The sequence below is a fragment of the Roseibium porphyridii genome (assembly GCF_026191725.2).
GTDB classification, from domain to species: Bacteria; Pseudomonadota; Alphaproteobacteria; order Rhizobiales; family Stappiaceae; genus Roseibium; species Roseibium porphyridii.
The window spans coordinates 3,634,775-3,654,689 of record NZ_CP120863.1 but is presented as its reverse complement, the minus strand read 5'-3'; the positions used below and the strand labels follow the sequence as shown (position 1 = coordinate 3,654,689).

Genomic DNA, 19,915 nt, shown 5'->3' with positions numbered 1-19,915 from the left:
TTGTCGATGGTTGAAATACAATTCAAACGTTGCTGTCTGGAAAAGATGCTTTGCGTTTTGCCATAAATTCCAGCAAGGCCTCGTCGATCCCAGGGTCAATGTCCGGTCCTGAATAGCACCTCAACTGTTCCTTCCATCGTGAATTCGCGCGCATTGCAGCATCCAGTTCACCGTCTGCAAGCCACTGCTCATAGGAGTTGTTGTCGGCGATCGTGGAGCGATAAAAGGCACTTTCGAAATTTCGCTGGGTGTGTGAGGCTCCGAGAAAATGTCCTCCCGGTCCAACTTCTTCCAGGGCGTCCATTGCCAGGCTTTCTTCGGAGATATCGATGCCCTTTGCAAGCACGTGCATCATGCCAAGTTGATCTGCATCCATGACAAACTTCTCGTAGGAAGAGCAAAGACCGCCTTCAAGCCAACCTGCGGAATGGAGCGCGAAGTTCACACCTGATTGAACCGTCGCAAGAATCGTTTGGGCAGATTCTTGCGCTGACTGTGCATCAGGGCTTTTTGACGCGGTAAATGATCCGCCGGAACGGAAGGGAAGGTTAAGCCTTCTGGCCAGTTTTGCGGCCCCGTTTAGAAGCAATGATCCCTCCGGGCTTCCGAAAGTGGGTGCTCCGGACTGCATGGATATGGAACTGACAAAGGCTCCGAAGACAACTGGAGCACCAGGCCGCACAAGTTGTGTCAAAGCACAGCCGGCCATCGCTTCGGCCAATACCTGGGAAAGAGTGCCGGCGACAGTAACCGGACTCATGGCACCAGCAAGAATGAACGGTGAGACGATGCATGCCTGATTGTGCCGGGCATAAACCTTTAGGGCCCCAAGCATTGTGGCATCGAAGACCAGCGGGGAGTTGGCATTGATAAGCTGGATCATGACACAATTCTGGTCGACGAAATCTTCGCCGAATGCGATTTGCGCCATTTTTACCGAGTCTACCGCGCGTTCAGGAGCTGTCACAGAGCCCATGAAGGGTTTGTCGGAATACTTGATATGTGAATAGACCATATCGAAGTGGCGTTTGTTGACCGGCAAATCCACAGGCTCGCAGACCGTGCCTCCGGAATGATGCAGCCAGGGTGACATGTAGGCGAGCTTTACGAAATTCCTGAAGTCTTCAATGGTGCCGTAGCGGCGGCCTTGGTCCAGATCTGTTACGAATGGGGGTCCGTAAACCGGCGCGAAAACAAGGTTATTGCCTCCAATTTCGACGTTACGAGCAGGATTACGCGCATGCTGGGTGAACTGCGATGGTGCCGATTTAAGGATTTCTCGGAGCATATCTTTCGGAAAACGAACGCGTTCGCCATCGATCTCAGCACCGGCGGACTTCCAGATTTCGAGAACTTCGGGGTCCTCTCGGAACTCCAGTCCGATCTCGGCAAGAATCCTGTCTGTATTTGCCTCGATCCGAGCGGCCCCTTCATCGGTCAAGACTTCATAGTTGGGAATATTTCGTGAGATAAATGGAACAGCCATTGCGCCGGGGCCGGCTTGGCGCCTTTCTCTACGGGCGTTTCTACCGCGTCGGCCAGATGGGGCGGCGTCAGACATTTCGTGTCTCCCAGGATCAATTTTAGTTGGCGTAGTCTCGATCAGGCACACTTGTTACCGGGCATCAGATGCGTCGCACAATACCGTAAATGCGTCATGTAGCTTTGTTGCTGGGCTTTCACCAGTTTGTCCATTGACATTCTTGGTTCAAAAGGGAAAACAGCGAGCACAACGCAAGGCCTGCCTTTGTTGCCTGAGAGCCTGCGGGCCGTTCCGAAAAAAACTGAAAAGAAAGACAGCTGAATGTCCAAGCTGGAAAGCCTTTTGTCCCGACGCGGTGCCCTTCTTGCGGACGGCGCTTTCGGTACCAATCTGTTTGACATGGGGCTCGTCTCAGGTGATGCGCCAGAACTCTGGAACACGGACGAGCCGGAAAAAATCAAGGCCCTGCACAGGTCCTTCGTTCAAGCTGGCGCTGATATCATTCTGACGAACACATTTGGATGCAACCGCCATCGTCTCAAACTGCATGCGGCTGAGGAGCGGGTGAACGAACTCAATAGCCTTGGTGTGCAGTTGGCACGTGAAGTTTGCGAAGAGACCGATCGCGAAATTCTCATCGCGGGTTCCATTGGTCCCACTGGAGAACTGTTTCAACCGCTCGGCGCTCTGAGCTACCAGGAAGGGGTTGAGGCATTCAGGGAACAGATCGAAGGTCTGAGGGACGGGGGCGCAGATATTCTCTGGGCCGAAACAATGTCAGCCGTCGAGGAGATGAAAGCGGTTGCTGAGGCTGCAAGTGAATTCGATCTGCCGCTTGTGATAACGGCAAGTTTTGACACAGCTGGCAAGACTATGATGGGTCTTGCTCCTGCAAACCTTGGTGAATTGCAAAATCAATTTGCGTGTACACCGGCCGCGATTGGTTCCAACTGTGGTGTCGGAGCGTCGGACCTTTTGGCGGCCATCTTGGAAATTACAGATGCGTATCCTGACGCGATTGTTGTCGCCAAAGCCAATTGCGGTATCCCGCAGATCCAAGGTGACGAAGTCGTCTACACGGGTACACCCGAACTGATGGCGAAATATGCCCATATGGCAATGGATGTCGGAGCGCGAATTATTGGTGGTTGTTGCGGAACGTCTCCAAGTCATCTCGCCGCCATGAGAAGAGCTTTGGACGATCATAAACCCGGGCCACGACCGACGCTTGAAACGATGATTTCCGAGATCGGTCCACTGGTTTCCCCGCCGAACAAGAAAGCAGATGCAGCACGGGCAGAAAGTGAAGCTGCTGGTGTCGGTCGCCGTAGAGGGCGCCGCCGCAGCTGATACGCGACTGACTTCATAAACTTTGGTTCTAAAGGGCGCTCAATGAGCGCCCTTTTTGTCGACTTGTCTTCCTGTCCCATTGCGTTCCTCCGCGGGAAACTCTAACGAAATCAAGCACGGTCGACCGCCTCGTCGCCGCGAACACAAATGGAATTCTTAGTGTGCGCTTGATTGGCTTCATCTTCTTATTTGTCGCATCGACGGTACCACTTCTTTGGTATTGGCCCTTGATGTCATCAAGCGATCCGATCGCGATTTTTAGTCAATACATCGGATCCGTTGCTCTCATTTTGTTTGGAACAAACCAGTTCATTGCCACCCGGTTGCCTGGGCTGGAATTCGTTTTCGGACCGCTTGATAGAATTTATGTGCTGCACAAGTGGTTGGGCATCACAGCGATGGTGTGCCTCGGCCTGCACGATATCATCGACGCAGAAATCAATGGTCTGCGGGGAGGGCCTTTGTCAGGGATTGCCGAAGATATCGGAGAGGTCGGACTCTATGGCTTGCTCATTTTGACGATTGCTTCGGTGATCACCTTCATTCCTTATCATCTTTGGAAATGGAGCCACAGACTGATCGGGATTTTCTTCATTCTCGGGACATTTCATTTTTTCTTTATTGAAAAGCCTTTTTCAAATCTGGAGCCACTTGGTCTCTATGTTTCCAGTTTTTGCTTGCTCGGCATCTTTAGTTACGTCTGGTTGGCGCTTCTCCGCCCTTTGTCACCGCGTGGCCATCTTTATCAAGTCGCATCCATCAAGCACCTCACGGGTTTGACAGAAGTTGTCCTTCACCCACAAGGACAAGGACTGAAGCATGAGTCCGGCCAGTTTGTGTTTCTTTCATTGAACGCAGCCGGTCTTTCCGAAGAGCATCCCTTCACATTGAGTGCCGCTCCGACCCAAGATCGAGCATTGCGGTTTTCAATCAAGGAACTTGGGGGCTACACGCGGCGCCTTCGTGCAGAACTAAAAGTTGGAACGTCTGCCAAGGTTTTGGGTCCTTACGGCCGTTTTACCTTTCCAAAAGGGGCGGACCCCCAAGTTTGGATCGGAGCGGGCATTGGTGTCACACCCTTTCTTGCATTCGCCGAAAGCCTGAAATCACGAGAGAGCGGTCCCGTGAAACTCTACTACTGTGTGCGTGAACGAGGCGAAATTCCCTACGCGCAAGAGTTGGAGCAAATTGCGAAGAAGACTGAAAACTTGGAACTCTCTGTAATCAACTCAAACCAAGGATCTCGCCTGACTGTGGATCGTATTGTTGACGATCTCGGTGGACGGCTTTTGGAAGCGCACGTTTTCTTCTGCGGGCCCGTTGAAATGCGCAAAAGCTTGAAGAAAGAGCTGGTTTTGGAAGGACTGCCTCACGGCAGATTTCACTTCGAAGAATTTCAGATGAGGTCGGGTGTCGGCTTGAACCGATTAGCGCTTTGGCTCTGGAACCGAGGAACTCAAGAGATTGAAAAGCGCAAGGTCATAACGGCAAGCCCGACAGAATAATCAAACCTTTCAATTCGTTTCGCTACCAGCTCGTCTGACCATGTCGCGATTGTTGACAACGAAACACTAGAATATCTGGCAGTACCTATAGCCAAATCGCCACTTGCAATTTGAAGGAATTGACGTTTACGTAATTGGCGATGAATTTTTTACGTTTTTTGAACGCGATATGAGATGCCGATGAAACCAGTCATGACAGCTTTGGACATAATGGCTTTGCTGGACAAGGAGTTTCCTCAAATACATGCAGGTGGCCGGGTGTACTCGATAGACGGCGTTTCATCGGGCACGGCGGTTGTGCGGTTGAGCGCAAATGAAATGCACTTAAGGCCGGGAGGAACTGTATCCGGCCCGGCAATGATGGCACTGGCTGACTTGGCAGCTTATGTAGTCATTCTTGCACATATTGGCCCCGAGGCTCTCGCGGTGACAACAAATCTCAATATCAATTTTCTGCGCAAACCGGACCAGGGAGATCTTTTAGGCACGTGTCGTCTCCTGAAGCTTGGCAAAAGGTTGGCTGTTGTGGAGTGCACAATCGCTGGTGAGGGCGAAGAGGTGCCAGTTGCACATGCAACGGCGACCTACTCTATTCCACCGCGATAATTCGCAGGCGAAAAAATTACGCGGACTGCCTTGAAACTTCCTGGTCAAAAAGACCTTCCAGTGTAGGCGTGTATTCGACCAACTGACTTCTGCCCGAGCGTTTGGCAGCGTAAACAGCGAGGTCGGCCTTGTGCAGAGCCGACTTCTCCGTGTCCCGGGTTTCGGTGAGATATGCTCCGACGCTCAGGCTCGGGATGAAGTTGATGTCCTTGTGTCTGCAGGGCGTTTGCGACGCTTTCATAATGAGCGAACACCTTTCACGGAACATGTCCCTGGAAATTTCTGGCATCAGAATTACAAATTCATCGCCCCCATAGCGCCCTATCAAGTCGGTCTCAGTATTAATGCAGCCCTTTAGAACGGTCGCTATGTGTTGCAGAAGTTTGTCTCCTGCTGCATGTCCATACTGATCGTTTACTTGTTTGAAATGGTCGACGTCGACAAAAAATATTCCGAGATTTCCTCCTGCCTCCGGCGATGCGAAAAACTGCGTCAGATACGTCGACACAGTATCCCTGTTGTAAATGCCCGTTAGCTTGTCGTAACGGGTCAATTCAAGCAGCTGTTTGTCCTTTCGCATGATTTGGCGTGTTGTTCGAACATAGGCAACCGCAGGGAAAAGGCCGATTAGCAGCGTACCCAGAATGAGATATCCGCTGATTTGCTGAAAAACTTCCTCCAGCTCATCTTCGAATCTCGTTACGTCGACATAGACCTCAATCGCGCCTATCGTTTCACCAGAGGGTAGAATTGCGGGCAGGTAAACCTCAACATAGGTTTCAAACTGTGTCGCTTGTGTTTCGTAGTCCTCTTTTTCATGAATGAATACGAGCGGCAGCCCCGTTTCATAAACCCGGAGCGCGGTGGTATTTACACCGCTGGAGGGGTCAAGAACCCCGGTGTCGGACAAAAGCGTTCGCACACCCTCACGGTTGAACATCTCGAAACGGATAACATCAACCAGGGCAAATGAACTTTCCAGCCGATCCAGTTCGGAAGGGGTCGCAATGCCTTTCTCCACCATCCGGCGTGAACTCGGTGTTGTTGCAAAGAAGTTTTCCGACCAGTTAAGTGCACGTACTTCAGCGTTTTTGCGAATGGCAACCTGGACCTGCCAGTCAATAAGTTCGTCAAGCGCTGCAGCAACAAGCACAACGACGGCAATCGTTCCCGCCAATGCGAATAGGATCGGCTTACGGTTTTCATTGATTAGGCTGGCCAAACCCATTCTGTTGCCTCCGGTAATTTGCGGAAACATCCTATCGATCATCGCTTAAGCGCGCGTAAAATCGCTAAGCCTTCACGGAACAACTGCGGTTAGAAGCGCCGAAGGCTCGCACTTCAAAATGTGTGGTATTATAATACCGTTTTTTTAAGTAGTTGAAAAATAACAGAAAAAATAGTCAAAGACGAAATATTTGTAATTGACGTCACTTGTGTGTCGGCGTATAAGCGCACTCGAACGAATTCAAGGTCCGTTCGCAGACTTTATTATGAAGTCGCGCGGGCCTTTTCTTTAACCGACCAATTATGGATCAAACCCATGAAGACCTACTCTGCCAAGCCGGCTGAGGTCGAGAAAAAGTGGATCTTGATTGACGCAGAAGGCATGGTCGTCGGCCGTTTGGCTGCCTACATCGCCAATCACCTGCGCGGCAAGCATCTGCCGACCTATACGCCTCACATTGACACGGGTGACAATGTTATCGTCATCAATGCTGACAAGGTGGTGCTCACCGGCCGTAAGTACGACAACAAGAAGTACTACTGGCACACCGGCCACCCGGGTGGCATCAAGGAACGCACAGCTCGTGCGATCCTGGAAGGCCGTTTTCCTGAGCGTATTCTGGAAAAAGCTGTCCAGCGCATGATGCCAGGCGGTCCTCTGTCCAACAAGCAGCTGAAGAACCTCAAGGTTTATGCTGGTCCGAACCACCCGCACGAAGCTCAGTCGCCGGAACTCGTCGACGTTAAGGGCCTTAATGCAAAGAATGACGGCAAGAGGGCTTAACGATGGCTGAGCTGCAATCCTTGGAAGAATTGGGCGGCGCGGTCGAAACCGCAGCCCCTGAAGCACCGGTCCACGTTCAGAAGTTGGACGCACAAGGTCGCGCATATGCGACTGGCAAACGTAAAGACGCTATTGCGCGCGTATGGATCAAGCCGGGCACTGGCAAGATCGTGATCAACAAGAAGGACTACACTGAGTATTTTGCTCGTCCTGTCCTCCAGATGATCCTGCAACAGCCGATCATGTTGACGGATCGTGCCGGTCAGTATGACGTCATTGCGACTGTCACCGGCGGTGGACTTTCCGGTCAGGCAGGTGCTGTGCGTCACGGTCTCTCCAAGGCCCTGACACACTACGAGCCTGAGCTTCGCGGTATTTTGAAGAAAAACGGCTTCCTCACACGTGACAGCCGCGTTGTTGAACGTAAGAAGTTCGGCAAGCGCAAAGCACGCCGTTCGTTCCAGTTCTCCAAGCGTTAATCGCTCAAAGGACTGTTACGCCAAAGACCTTCAAAGCCTGCCGGCTTGTTCCGGCAGGCTTTTTTGTTTCCAAAAGTTTGGGCTTAGGCCCTCATGTCTTTTCCTGTTTAATGGGCTGTCCGGATCGTTCTTGTGTGTGGCAAATGACATCCGACATCCACTGGGGTTTTCGACCGAACCGTCCCAAGGCGTCATGAACCAGGCAAAATTTCTCACCGGAAACTTGTTCCGTCACATCACAGTGATGTCTTTGACCTCTTCTGTCGGCCTGATGGCGATATTTGCGGTCGATTTCGTCGACATGATCTTCATCTCAATGCTTGGCAAAGCCGAATTGGCGGCAGCTGTCGGGTATGCCGGGGCTATTCTTTTTTTCACCACGTCGTTCAACATCGGCGTTGCCATTGCAGCAGGTGCACTTGTCGCCAGAGCACTGGGCGCCGGAGACAAAGAGTTGGCGCGTCAACAGGCAGCCAACGCTCTGACGGTTGGCGTAATTTTTTGTAGCGTATTTGCTGTCGCCGTCTGGTTTTCGTTGGATGAACTCGTGTCTCTCATGGGCGCTCGAGAACAAACCCACGAGCTTGCCGTTCACTACCTGGCGATCATAGTGCCCACCTTGCCCTTACTCCTTCTTGGCATGGCAGGTGGGGCGATCTTGCGTGCCCATGGCGATGCCAAAAGAGCAATGATGTCGACGATTGCGGGTGGTCTGGTAAATGCGATCCTCGATCCCATCCTGATTTTCGGGCTGGATCTGGAATTGACCGGTGCTGCACTTGCAAGTGCAGCGTCTCGGGTCGCTATCGCCTTCTTCGCACTGGCTCCTCTCATTCGCCACCATGGTGGATTGAGCCTGCCAAGGGCGAAAAAACTGCTGATCGACCTTCCACCCATTTCAGCAATCGCGTTTCCCGCGATCCTCACTCAACTTGCGACACCTGTTGGACAGGCCTGGGTAACCAGATCCATGGCCGAATACGGGGAGGAGGCGGTTGCTGGCATGGCCGTTGTGGCGCGTATGTCACCACTTGCCTTTGCGACAATATTTGCCTTGTCCGGTGCAATCGGACCGATTGTGGGTCAGAACTACGGTGCTGCAAAGTATGACCGGGTTCGTAGCGTTCTTCGTGAATCGCTGTTGTTTACCGCGATCGTTGTCGGGACGGCTGCACTTGCACTCTATTTTCTGCGCGGTCCGATCGTCCATTTGTTCGATGCTAGCGGTTTGGCACTGACATTGATTTACTTGTTTTGTGGTCCGCTCGCGCTTGCATTCTTTTTCAATGGCGCACTCTTTGTGTCCAATGCGTTCTTCAACAACCTGGGCAGACCTTTTTATTCCACCTGGATGAACTGGGGCAGGCACACGCTTGGTACGATCCCATTCGTTTGGATCGGTGGAGCTCTTTTCGGAGCACCTGGCGTGTTAATCGGTCAGGCCGCTGGTGGGGTCGTCTTCGGGATCGCCTCTTTGCTGCTGGTGCGCCATGTGATCCGCAACGTGGAAATTCGACACGAGGAAGCCAGCGGTCCTGGCCTTTTTCAGCGTCAAGCAAGGCAAGTGGTGTTGTTCTTTTCTCGAAGGTGAGCATCACTTTGAGCGCGACCAGGCCGGTGCCTTTGGTGAGTTCCCAAGTGACCTTTTGCTACTGATTTTGATCAGTTTTTGAAACTTTGGACATTCCATATGGCTGGGTGCCGGGCACTCGGCGACGTGACGGATCATATCACGCAATGCGTTCAGCCTCTCGATTTGCCTGTTCAGTTCATCCACACGCGCGTGAAGTTTTTGCCTGGACAGAGCAGGGCGCCCATCCGGGCCAAACATTGTCTTTATCTCGTCGAGCGAAAACCCACCAGCTTTGCCAAGGTTGATGAGTGCAAGTTGATCAATGATATCCGGTGCGAAGAGACGCTTCATACCTCGGCGCCCGATGGAGGTAATCAGGCCTTTCTCCTCATAATGGCGCAGGGCCGAAGCAGCGATGCCGGTTGATTTCGATAATTCTGAAATATCCAATAATTTCATCTCTTGACCTCAAGTCGACTTGAACTTGTAGGGTTGCGCGATTCCGATAGATGTTCAAGGACAACAGCCGTGCCCCGCAATGAGAATTCCTCGCGCCCGCCAATCTGGTTGCAGAAAACAACCATCGCTTTGCTTTTGGTTGCGACACTCAAAATCATGGCAAACGCCACCATCAGTCCAGCTCTGCCAGAACTTGAGAAAGCCTTTTCCGACAACGTACAGGCTGCATATCTCACGCGTTTTCTAGTGGCTGCACCTTCGCTTACAGTGGTTCTTGTGGCACCGATTGCCGGGATGTTCGCAGACCGATTTGGCCGCGCACCCCTTCTGGTTTCAGGCGTCGTACTGTTTGCGTTGAGCGGCAGTGCAGGCGCTTATCTGCCTGACCTGTTCTCCGTTCTGGTTAGCCGCTTAGTTCTTGGTATTGCCGTTGCCTTGACCATGACAGCTCAAGTTGCCTTGGTCGGTGACCTCTTTGAAGGCAATCGCCGCAGTGCTTTCATGGGGTTGCAAACAGCCGCCATTAACTTCAGCGGGTTCTTGTACATTGGCTTCGCTGGTTTCCTTGCGGGGTATTCGCCTCGTTTGCCATTCTTGATCTACGCATTGCCGTTTTTGCTGTTGCCGCTTTTGTTGCCCCTGTTGCGCCGAGAGAGAGAATATGCGGCCAATCGGGAACCAGCGCCCGAAGGTCAGAATGCAGCATCTGATGGAAACTGGTTTTTGCGTGCATCAGCCTTGTCGTTGCTCACAACGGCAACTGTGATGCTCTTCTTCTTGATGCCAAGTCAGCTTCCTTTCTTTTTGTCGGAGAACGGAATGGATGGCGCGTCGGGTACTGCGATTGGATTGGGGGCATTGACGCTCACTGGCGGCTGCATGGCCATGGTGTTCAAGCGCATAAGTGGTTTCCTAGGGTTGCGTGCAACATTTGCCCTGGGGTTTGCGTTGATGGGCACTGGATTTGCGACACTCTCGGTGGATGCAAGTTGGCCAACGGTTCTTGGCGGGGCTGTGCAGATTGGCGCAGGTTACGCTCTGGTCCAACCAGCGCTCTTTCTGGTTGCGTTAAGTGTGGCACCACAGAGCAAGCGTGGCAGGGTTTCGGGAATGGTGACAACTGCAATGTTCATGGGCCAAGTGATATCGCCCCTGTTGCTGACGCCGTTGCTGCAAGCAGTTGGGTTTGGTCCGGTTTTTGGGATGTCGTCGATAGTGCTCAGTGTTTTTGCCTTCACAGCACTTTGCATCCTTGTGTTTCAGGCAATCGCACTTCGCAAAACAGTTCAAGCCCAACCAGACAGGCTTTAGGACAGAAGCCGGACCAGCTGACGTTACATCTTCGAAGGTGAACCGGAGACGTAGGTCTCAACAACGGAGCGGTCATCGCCCAAGGTCTGCAGCACAAAGAGCTCTTCAGAAAGTGTTTCGACAGTTTCCATGCGCAAAGCCATTGGCGGGGTCGCATTGGCATTCAACACCACGACGTCTGCATCAGTTCCCGGTTCCAGTGTTCCGATCCTGTCGGATAGGGAGAGGGCTTCGGCATTTCCTAGTGTCATCCAATAGAAACTGGTAAGCGGATGCATGCGTTGGCGTTGAAGCTGCAAAACCTTGTAGCCTTCATCAAGGGTTCGAAGCATTGAATAATTTGTCCCGCCGCCGACATCGGTTGCGATTGCAGTCCTGATGCCAGCGCTTTCCATCCCTGATTTGTCGAAGAGGCCACTTCCCAGGAAAAGGTTTGAAGTTGGGCAAAAGACCGCAATTGATCTGGTTTCCCTCATCACCTGGAGTTCGTGGCCAGTCATGTGGATGCAGTGACCCAGGAGTGTCTTGGAACCGAGAAGGCCAAAGCTCTCATAGACGCCCAGATAATGAGCAGCATCAGGATAGAGCTCCTGCGTATAGGCAATTTCATTGTGGTTCTCGTTGATATGCGTTTGCAAATGGCATGCAGGGTGTTCTTTCAAAAGTGTTCCTGCAGCTTCCAATTGTTCCGGTGTCGAAGTGATCGCAAATCGAGGCGTGATGACGTAGTGAGACCTGCCGCGTCCATGCCACTTTGAAAGAAGTGCCTTGCTATCGTCGTATGAGCTTTGCGCCGTATCACAAAGTTCGGGTGGCGCATTTCGATCCATCATCGTCTTGCCACCGAGCATGAGCATTCCACGCGCTTCGGCTTCCTCGAAATATGCGTCGACTGAGTTGGGGTGACTGGAACAATAGGCAACGGCCGTCGTGGTACCGTTGGAAAGAAGTGCGTTGTAGAACTCGCTGGCGATCCGCTTGCCATGGGCCTTTTCGGCAAAACGAATTTCTGCGGGAAACGTGTAATCGTTGAGCCAGTCAAGAAGCTGATCTGCCCAGGATGCGATTACTTGTGCCTGAGGGAAGTGTATATGCGTGTCGATAAACCCCGGGACAATCAAGTGTGGTTGGTGATTCACAACCTGTGTACCGTCCGGTGCATTTGTGAGGACATCCGAATACGTGCCGCGTTTGAGGATTTTTCCGTCTGAAATCAGAAGTGCACCGTCCGGTTCATAGGAATAAGCGCTTACATCGTCAGGTCCTTGCGGACATGTTTGGAAGGTGAGCAGCCTGCCTCGCAGGATTTTGATACTTTGGTCAGCCAAAAAATGAGGGCCTTGTCCCGATAAGGATTGGAAATGGATTCGCCAACACACGAGTTTAAGCGCGTGCCCGGACGGGAACAATGAAATCTGAAGCCTATCGCTGAAATCAGCACAGGCACCCCAAAACCTGTTTGGTCAGGCAACGAGCAATTTCACCACTTTTTCGGTGTCAGCAACTTTTGCTGCAGGCTGTTAAAAAAACCTGTCGGTTTGTTATAGATCTGGCGAACTTCGCTGTCACTGGCTGGGCGAGGGGCGCGTGTCGTTGTGGTGGAATATGAATTGAGCGCGTCCTTGTTGATCTGTGATTGCGCAAAAGAGGGGACAGCTTTTGTCAGCAGCAGTGTGTTTGATCGGTAAGGACCACTGCCACTTACACTTACGTAGCTCGATCGCTCGCCACCGACTTGGATGAACAGCTCACCGTTGACTTGACCCTTGGCAGCTTTGGCAGAGAACTCGAATACCGCCGTCTGGCCGGCGGCAATAGCCTGAACCTGTTCATAGGGTCGACGCGCATTCCGATCGAAAAAGGAGACTTTGACTTCAACGGGAATCGCGAGGTCGTTTTTCACGGGAACAATTGCAAGGTCGACAATATCCATTGCAAGCATGAGCCCGCCAATATCGGACGAGGCTAGTTGAATGGTCTTGTTCGTTGGCAGGTTGAGACTGTCCTCCTGACTGCTGTCAGGTGCCGTGGGCAAGCCCGATTTGAGCGGTTGATATGGTGTAACGGTCATGATTGAGGCAATGACGCCAGCTCCAACCGCAAATCCTGCCCGCCGATTGTTTGGCTGGAAGACGAAGCAGAGGAGAACGCCAAGGACGACTACAATCGCAAAAACGTAGAGCGGGGGAACCGCCAGATCGAGATGACGGGCCGAAACTGATGTCATCTTCAGAACTGCAGACGCTTGTTCTTTCTGTACGATATCGGCAATGGCCGTAATGGTTCCGCCAATCGCAGCGCACAGATAGACGGTCATCATTGTGACCGGACTTACCGATCCGGGTCTACTTTCCTGGTTGGACTTCTTCTTTTCCTTGACCGGTGCTTGCGCCGAGGTTTCCTGAGTATCAGACATCCTGCGCCTCCAAAAATACTAAAATAACGTAACGTAAAGTGTCGGTTACTTCAATCAAGAAGGCGTTTTGATGCATTGTGCATCTTTAAGTTGATGATGGGGGTGTGGCGATTTCCAGTCTTGGTCGTGATCGGAGCAAAGAACATTTGAATTGCGTTGCTAGCGACCTCGTCGGGTCTATTTGCGCTTTGGTCAAAGGAAATAGCGGCCCCTTGGAAGCCACCCAAATATGAGAGATGCTTTAAAGGGATTTGACGTAAGGCAATCGCTCTTTGTGATATTTGGACGTCTGAACCGACCGATTTAATCCTATGCGCAATCAGACGGTTATGACAGAAATACGATCTGGTTCACCTCGAAAAGCGCGCTTGACGCCCCAGGGATAACGACATGACATCGGATTTGCCTCGCCCGACCGACAACGCATTCTTGGGAAAGAGCGTCAAAGGAGGTTCGCATGAACCGACCTATGCCGGAGCATTGTCTTTCATGCGGCGTCGCTACAGTCGAGATTTATCGAATGTCGACTTGGCCATCTGGGGAATACCTTTTGATGCCTCGGTGTCAAACAGACCTGGAGCACGTTTCGGCCCGCAGGGCGTACGCAGGGCCTCAGCCATTTTTGATGGGGACCCTCAATACCCCTTTCAAATGGACCCCTTCGAAAACCTTGCCTGCGTAGACTATGGCGATTGCGTTTTCGACTATGGAAAGAATGCAGATATTCCGGGGCATATCCAGGCACAGGCATCCACGATCCTTTCAAGCGATACGCATCTGTTTTCTATTGGGGGCGATCACTTCGTCACCTATCCGCTTCTAAAGGCACATGTGGCAAAGCACGGACCGCTCGCGCTTGTTCAATTCGATGCGCATCAGGACACCTGGTCAGATGAGGGCGACCGAATAGATCATGGTACCTTTACAGGTCGTGCCGTCCGCGAAGGCCTGATTGACGCGGACCGCTCCATTCAAATTGGCATACGCACGCATGCCCCCGAAACCTGCGGTCTGGAGATTATCTACGGTCACGAGATGGATGATTTGGGTATCAGGGGTGTCGTTGAACGGATCAAGAACCGGGTTGGGGAAGGGGCAGCCTATATGACGTTCGATATCGACTGCCTGGACCCGGCATTTGCTCCTGGCACAGGAACACCGGTATCTGGAGGGCTTTCGTCACGAGAGGCTTTGTCCATCTTACGTGAACTCGGAACACTGAATTTTGTCGGGGGCGATGTGGTGGAGGTTGCACCGGCGTATGACCACGCGGATATCACATCAATTGCAGGTGCGAGTGTTGCGCTGACATATATCGGGCTTTTGGCCGAGCGGAAGTCCAAAGCAACCTGACGATCCATCATGACTGGATAAAGGATCCCGAAGCCGGTTCAGGCGCTTTGCCGTCCAGCTTTGGAGTTGTCGTTGACCGCTTCAATGGACCAGAAACGGTAAAGGGCAGCTTTGTCCTGCATGATGCTGTGAAGATGGATCAATTTGCGGAAACAGACAAATTGTGTGGCATAGGCGACCGTAAGGCCCGAAAGCGCGAGTAGCAGCGACGCGGTAAAGCCGCCTGTTATTGCGACAAGGGTGCCTGTCCAAAATACAAGGTAAAGGGTGGTAATTCTGAAGTTGAGGTTTTGCGGGATAGGCACCACCATCCGGTTGAGCCAAATTCTTTCACCAAATGCAACCCGGCGCGCCCATCCACTGTGCTTGCCGACTGCAAAGAACAAACGTGAAAGGACCAAAAAAGCCCCCATCACCGCAACCGCCATCATAATGGACCCAAATGAGCCGAGCCAAACATGCGTCCACAATGCTGCAGTGAGCGCACTTGGCGCAATAATCTTAATATAGGTGACGATTGCGGATGCCGGTTTTGCCATAGCGCCATGAGCACGCAGTTGCAGCGTTGGCTGCGCAGGCGCGCGCGTCATGTGCTCAGTGGCAATTGAAAGGCTTGGACGTTGTGTGGTCTGCATCTCAGGTACTTGCTGGTCCCGCTGAGCTGATCATAACCGGGATACGACGCGATAGGCAAATAACATCCGCTTCAAATTTAGCCAGGAAGAGCCCTGCATTTGTTGAGTGATCAAAAGATATCTATTGTAAAAAATACGGGTAATTTTAGTTCTTCGCTCTTTGAAACTGAGAGGGTCTAGGTCAGGCCTAGTTTCAGCAAGACAATTTCAAGTTTAACGGGGGTAAATCTGTGTCTTGCATCGTATTCATTGTTTTTTAGTTCCAGTTCAGCGAATATCGCTTTCAGTTCAGGTGCAACCGGCTGGGTGGATGAATGGACTTGCCCGAGAGCAAGCATGTCGAGAATGTCGCGAATGCAGATGACCTCGTCTCATTGGCGACCGAGCTTGCCCGTCTCAACAAGATCAGCCATCTGAGCAAAAGTGATGAACTCCGACCAAACGGCGCCTGGTTGACCACACTCGTGAACCAGGTGGCCGACTATATTTTTGTCAAGGATCGCCACAGCCGTTTTGTCATGGCTAATCGTCAGATCGCCCTCGACATCGGTTGCGAGGCCAGCTCGGATCTGATTGGCAAAACGGATCTGGATCTTCATTCTCAACCCATAGGCAGTGCCTTCCTTTCTGCCGAAGACGAAATCATGTCGTCACAAGAGGCGAAATACGATTTCGAAGAGCTGCTGATCCTCCCGAATGGCAAGCGAAAGTGGTTTTCGTCTTCCAAATTTCCTGTGATCGATAGGGAAGGAGTGTCTGTCGGTATCGTGGGTATTTGTCGAGACATTACTGCACGCAAGAATGCAGAACTTTTGCAGCAAGGACAGAACCAGGTCCTACAGAAAATCGCGACGGGAGCACCTATAAGCGATGTTCTGGATACACTCGTCCTGGCGATCGAAAGCCAGATGGAAGGCGTCATGGGGTCAGTGATGCTGCTTGACGAGAGCGGTGAACACTTACTCAGCAGTTCGGGACCTTCTTTACCAAAGGCTTATCTTGAAGCTGCTAATGGTGTTCCTATCGGACCAAAAGCCGGTTCATGCGGAACAGCTGCCTTTCGACAAGAGTGCGTCATTGTTGAAGACATATTGAACGATCCGCTATGGGAAGACTTCATCGACGTCGTGTCTCAGTTTGATATGCGCTCCTGCTGGTCCATGCCATTTTTCGGGCAGGACACGAAGCTGCTCGGGACATTTGGCCTCTATTCAAACGAGGTAAGAGCGCCCAGCGACAACGAACAGAACTTGGCCCGGGAAGCTGCACGCCTGGCTTCCATCGCCGTTGAAAAGGACAGGGCGGAAAGTCGTATCCGATATCTTGCAAATCATGATGTTCTGACTGGCCTGCCCAACAGACATGAGTTCAAGGCCAAGCTTGAACAGAAAATCACTGCCAGCCATGACACAGGTGGTCCCGTTGCAGTCGTCTTCGTCGATCTGGATAATTTCAAGATCGTGAACGATAGCTTCGGGCACGCGATCGGCGATCAGGTGTTGATGATTGTCGCAGAGCGTATCATGTCCTTGCATGGTCACGCCCATGAAGCCATCCGCTTTGGCGGCGACGAGTTTGTTCTGATTTTGGATGGTGAGGCTGCGCAAAAACGAGAACTGGCTAGCTTCATGGGCCGTTTGCGTGACGAGATTATCAAAACAATTCGTATTGGTGACCTTTCCTTTCACATCACCTGCAGCATCGGAGCTGCTTGCTATCCAGAAGACGCCGCCGATGCCGCCGAGTTGTTGCGGAATGCAGACAAGGCAATGTTTGAAGCCAAGTCGTCCGGGCGGGATGGTTTCAAGGTATTTGAGCAGACACGCCCGGAAAAATCGCTGAACCGGTTGACCCTGCTTGAAGAAATGCGCACCGGCATTGAAAGCGGTGAATTTTTCCTCGAGTATCAGCCGCAATACAACCTGGAAAGCGGACGTATAGTTGGAGCGGAAGCCCTCGTTCGTTGGCAGCACAGCGCGCTGGGCCGCTTGATGCCGGCAGAGTTCATCGCTCTTGCAGAGGACAGTGGTCTGATTGTTCCGCTTGGACGGTGGGTAATGCATGAAGCTTGCCGTCAGAACAAGAAATGGCAGGACAAGGGATTCGCGCCCATTTCAGTTGGCGTCAACGTATCCGCCAGGCAGTTCCGGGACACAGGCCTTATTGCAGATGTCTCGGCAGCTCTTGCCGACGCTGGCCTGCCGGCACAGTTTCTGGAACTCGAATTGACCGAAAGCCTCTTGATCCAGAATGCCGAACAGGCTGTGAAATTGATGGAAGGCTTCCGGCACATTGGGGTGAACCTGGCCATTGATGATTTTGGTACGGGTTATTCCAGCCTGGCGTCATTGAAAAGTTTCCCGCTAACGAGGCTCAAAATCGATCGGAGTTTCATCCGGGATCTCGACTTTGACGAAAGCGACCGCAGCATTGCGCGCGCCATTATTTCACTCGGGCGGGAATTGGGGCTTTGCGTGGTTGCTGAAGGCGTGGAAACGGCAAAGCAGCAGGCCTTTCTTGCAAGCTGCCAGTGTGAAATCGTTCAAGGTTTCCACTTTGGTCGTCCGATGAGTGCAGACAAGCTTGGCAAACTGCTGGCGATGACCTCAATGCCCCTCGGTGCGCGCTCAGGGTGATCGCCAACAATTATGTGCGTTTGACCAGGCTCTAAACCTTAGTCATCACGTAGGAGCCAGGCGCATCTTCCAGGATCTTGGTACGATTGGCACCCGGTTTTCGCGCCTTCGCTAAGGTGTCATCGTTTGAGCGGATCCATTGATCCCAGTAGGGCCACCAGGAACCGGGATGTTCCTTGGCCTTCTTCAGCCAATTCTCAAGCGTGCCTTTGGGTTCTCTTCCGGTCCAATACTGGTATTTGTTTTTGGCAGGCGGATTGACGACGCCGGCAATGTGGCCTGACCCGGCAAGGACATATTCAACAGGTCCGCCAAAACATCCTGAGCCTACAAACACGGATTTAGGTGGGGCGATATGATCTTCCCGCGTTGCCAGATTGAAAATCGGGATTTTGACATCCTGCAAATCAAGCGTCTCTCCGGCGATTTCCATTTCACCCTTGGAAAGTTTGTTGTCGAGATAACAATTGCGCAGATAGAAGGAGTGATTGGCGGCCGGCATGCGGGTGGAATCTGAATTCCAGTAGAGCAGGTCAAACGGGAACGGCTCTTTTCCCTTCAGATAGTTGTTGACCACATAGGACCAGATTAGGTCGTTGGACCGTAGCATGTTGAAGGCCGAGGACATTTTGGAACCATCCAGATAACCCTGTTCCTCCATGCGTTTTTCCAAAATGGAGATCTGTTCCTCATCGACAAATACCTTCAGATCACCGGCAAAGGTGAAGTCGACCTGGGTCGTGAAAAAGGTAGAGGTTTTGATACGGTCGTCGCCAGTTCGAGCCATATAGGCAAGTGTGACGGCCAGCAGCGTTCCGCCGACACAATATCCGATGGAATTCACTTCCGATTGGCGTGTGGTTTTCTTGATGACGTCGAGCGTGTTGAGAATGCCTTCTTTCATATAGTGCTCAAAGCTTTTTTGAGCCTGCCGTTCGTCAGGGTTCACCCAGGAGATCACGAATACCGTGTGCCCTTGGTCAACAGCCCATTTGATGAAGGATTTTTCGGGATTGAGATCGAGGATATAGAACTTGTTGATCCATGGTGGTACGACCAGGAGAGGGCGCTTGAGGACATCTGTCGTGGTCGGCGTATACTGAACAACCTGGCAGACGTCATTCTGGGAAATCACTTTGCCGGGCGTATTTCCGAGATTGTCGCCTAGTTTGAATTTCGAAGGGTCCGTTTGCCTGATCTTGAGTTCGCCTTCACCGGTCTTCAGGTCTTCAACCAGGTGCTGCATGCCCTTTACCAGGTTTTCGCCGTTGCTCTCCATTGTCAGGCGCAGCAATTCGGGATTGGTCAAGACGAAGTTTGACGGCGAAACGGCATTTGCGATCTGGGTGACGTAGAATTCCGCCTTGTGGCGCGTGTGTTCATCAAGTCCATGGGCGTCATGGACCATGTCCTCAGCCCACTTACTGGTGATCAGATAGAGCTGCTTGATGAAATCGAAAAACTGATTGTTTTCCCAATCAGGATCGGCAAAGCGCTTGTCTCGGGGGGGTGTTTCAACTGCCGGTTCCGAGGTTTCCCCCATCATTCTTTTCAGCGATGAGTTCCAGAGGTCAATGTAGCCGCTCCAAAGGCGTGACTGCGCTTCGATTGCGCGCTGCGGATCGGAAGTCCAGTATTCACCCACCTGGGCCAATGTTTTGACAACGCCGGTCAACTCATCGGTCGACTCATGCTTGATCTTGCCCTGTTCCCGAGGCTCGATATAGGCGGCGAGAGCCTTGCCGGCCTGTTCCAGTGTTTTTGCCAGGTTTTGGGCAAAAGCTTCAGGATTGTTGATTATGTATTGCAACATCGGGTGCTGGCGATCGTCAGCCATTGGCAGAGGTTCCCTCCGGTTTTCGCGCTTCATACGGTCTCCAATCCTGGCTCTCGAGACCGTGTGCGTTCAAATGCGTTATCTTGTTATAATTTCGCTGGTATTTTGAACTATCAGATATCTATGACACAAGGGTCTGTTTCCGTCGATTGGTTAAAAGTGGACACCAAAATGGCTGGTTTTGTCAGGCTCATTCGCTTGCGTGAGAAATTCAAATCATGATTCAGGCCGAAAAAGGTTGTCGCCTCTTGTGGAATCGCC

16 protein-coding genes are annotated in these 19,915 nt (G+C 52.0%); 9 read left to right on the top strand and 7 right to left on the bottom strand.

All coding sequences use genetic code 11. From position 1 onward, the window contains the following. Positions 1 to 22: 22 nt before the first annotated feature. The gene (locus K1718_RS16955) at positions 23 to 1,561 is read right to left on the bottom strand and encodes a trimethylamine methyltransferase family protein (protein WP_265681459.1); all 1,539 of its coding nucleotides are present in this window, start codon (positions 1,559 to 1,561) and stop codon (positions 23 to 25) included. Positions 1,562 to 1,804: 243 nt separating this feature from the next. On the opposite strand from K1718_RS16955, the gene bmt reads away from it, so the two are divergent. The 3 genes from bmt (at position 1,805) to K1718_RS16940 (ending at position 4,944) form a co-directional block, all read left to right on the top strand. Further along, complete coding sequence (gene bmt / locus K1718_RS16950) at positions 1,805 to 2,833, top strand: betaine--homocysteine S-methyltransferase (protein ID WP_152502077.1); 1,029 nt, start codon at positions 1,805 to 1,807, stop codon at positions 2,831 to 2,833. A 230-nt stretch (positions 2,834 to 3,063) separates the two neighbouring features. Further along, positions 3,064 to 4,338 carry a ferredoxin reductase family protein gene (locus tag K1718_RS16945; protein WP_265681460.1) on the top strand — a complete coding sequence of 425 codons (1,275 nt, stop codon included), beginning with the start codon at positions 3,064 to 3,066 and terminating at the stop codon, positions 4,336 to 4,338. Between the two features lie 174 nt (positions 4,339 to 4,512). Further along, entirely contained in the window at positions 4,513 to 4,944 is a 432-nt protein-coding gene (locus tag K1718_RS16940) for a PaaI family thioesterase (protein WP_152502075.1), read from the top strand. Between the two features lie 16 nt (positions 4,945 to 4,960). Here the strand turns inward: K1718_RS16940 and K1718_RS16935 are convergent, their stop codons facing one another. After that, the gene (locus K1718_RS16935; protein ID WP_265681461.1) at positions 4,961 to 6,172 is read right to left on the bottom strand and encodes a sensor domain-containing diguanylate cyclase; all 1,212 of its coding nucleotides are present in this window, start codon (positions 6,170 to 6,172) and stop codon (positions 4,961 to 4,963) included. Between the two features lie 315 nt (positions 6,173 to 6,487). On the opposite strand from K1718_RS16935, the gene rplM reads away from it, so the two are divergent. From rplM to K1718_RS16920, 3 genes are all read left to right on the top strand, one after another. After that, positions 6,488 to 6,955 carry a 50S ribosomal protein L13 gene (gene rplM, locus K1718_RS16930; protein ID WP_152502073.1) on the top strand — a complete coding sequence of 156 codons (468 nt, stop codon included), beginning with the start codon at positions 6,488 to 6,490 and terminating at the stop codon, positions 6,953 to 6,955. A 2-nt stretch (positions 6,956 to 6,957) separates the two neighbouring features. After that, entirely contained in the window at positions 6,958 to 7,434 is a 477-nt protein-coding gene (gene rpsI, locus K1718_RS16925) for a 30S ribosomal protein S9 (RefSeq protein WP_152502072.1), read from the top strand. 136 nt (positions 7,435 to 7,570) lie between these two features. After that, the gene (locus tag K1718_RS16920) at positions 7,571 to 9,025 is read left to right on the top strand and encodes an MATE family efflux transporter (RefSeq protein ID WP_285806018.1); all 1,455 of its coding nucleotides are present in this window, start codon (positions 7,571 to 7,573) and stop codon (positions 9,023 to 9,025) included. Between the two features lie 3 nt (positions 9,026 to 9,028). On the opposite strand, the gene K1718_RS16915 is transcribed toward K1718_RS16920, so the two are convergent. Further along, positions 9,029 to 9,466, bottom strand: a complete 438-nt coding sequence (locus K1718_RS16915) for a helix-turn-helix domain-containing protein (RefSeq protein WP_265681464.1) — start codon at positions 9,464 to 9,466, stop codon at positions 9,029 to 9,031. Between the two features lie 69 nt (positions 9,467 to 9,535). On the opposite strand from K1718_RS16915, the gene K1718_RS16910 reads away from it, so the two are divergent. Further along, the gene (locus K1718_RS16910; protein ID WP_265681465.1) at positions 9,536 to 10,777 is read left to right on the top strand and encodes an MFS transporter; all 1,242 of its coding nucleotides are present in this window, start codon (positions 9,536 to 9,538) and stop codon (positions 10,775 to 10,777) included. A 23-nt stretch (positions 10,778 to 10,800) separates the two neighbouring features. On the opposite strand, the gene guaD is transcribed toward K1718_RS16910, so the two are convergent. After that, complete coding sequence (guaD, locus tag K1718_RS16905; RefSeq protein ID WP_265681466.1) at positions 10,801 to 12,105, bottom strand: guanine deaminase; 1,305 nt, start codon at positions 12,103 to 12,105, stop codon at positions 10,801 to 10,803. Between the two features lie 152 nt (positions 12,106 to 12,257). Further along, positions 12,258 to 13,193: a hypothetical protein gene (locus tag K1718_RS16900; RefSeq protein ID WP_265681467.1), complete on the bottom strand. Its 936-nt coding sequence runs from the start codon at positions 13,191 to 13,193 to the stop codon at positions 12,258 to 12,260. A gap of 390 nt (positions 13,194 to 13,583) precedes the next feature. On the opposite strand from K1718_RS16900, the gene speB reads away from it, so the two are divergent. Further along, positions 13,584 to 14,546: an agmatinase gene (gene speB, locus K1718_RS16895; RefSeq protein ID WP_265681468.1), complete on the top strand. Its 963-nt coding sequence runs from the start codon at positions 13,584 to 13,586 to the stop codon at positions 14,544 to 14,546. Positions 14,547 to 14,584: 38 nt separating this feature from the next. Here the strand turns inward: speB and K1718_RS16890 are convergent, their stop codons facing one another. Beyond that, complete coding sequence (locus K1718_RS16890; protein WP_265681469.1) at positions 14,585 to 15,181, bottom strand: DUF6653 family protein; 597 nt, start codon at positions 15,179 to 15,181, stop codon at positions 14,585 to 14,587. A 314-nt stretch (positions 15,182 to 15,495) separates the two neighbouring features. Here K1718_RS16890 and K1718_RS16885 point away from each other — a divergent pair, with 314 nt between their 5' ends. Next, the gene (locus tag K1718_RS16885) at positions 15,496 to 17,817 is read left to right on the top strand and encodes a sensor domain-containing protein (protein ID WP_265681470.1); all 2,322 of its coding nucleotides are present in this window, start codon (positions 15,496 to 15,498) and stop codon (positions 17,815 to 17,817) included. 31 nt (positions 17,818 to 17,848) lie between these two features. On the opposite strand, the gene K1718_RS16880 is transcribed toward K1718_RS16885, so the two are convergent. Beyond that, positions 17,849 to 19,654: a PHA/PHB synthase family protein gene (locus K1718_RS16880; RefSeq protein WP_265681471.1), complete on the bottom strand. Its 1,806-nt coding sequence runs from the start codon at positions 19,652 to 19,654 to the stop codon at positions 17,849 to 17,851. Positions 19,655 to 19,915: the final 261 nt, after the last annotated feature.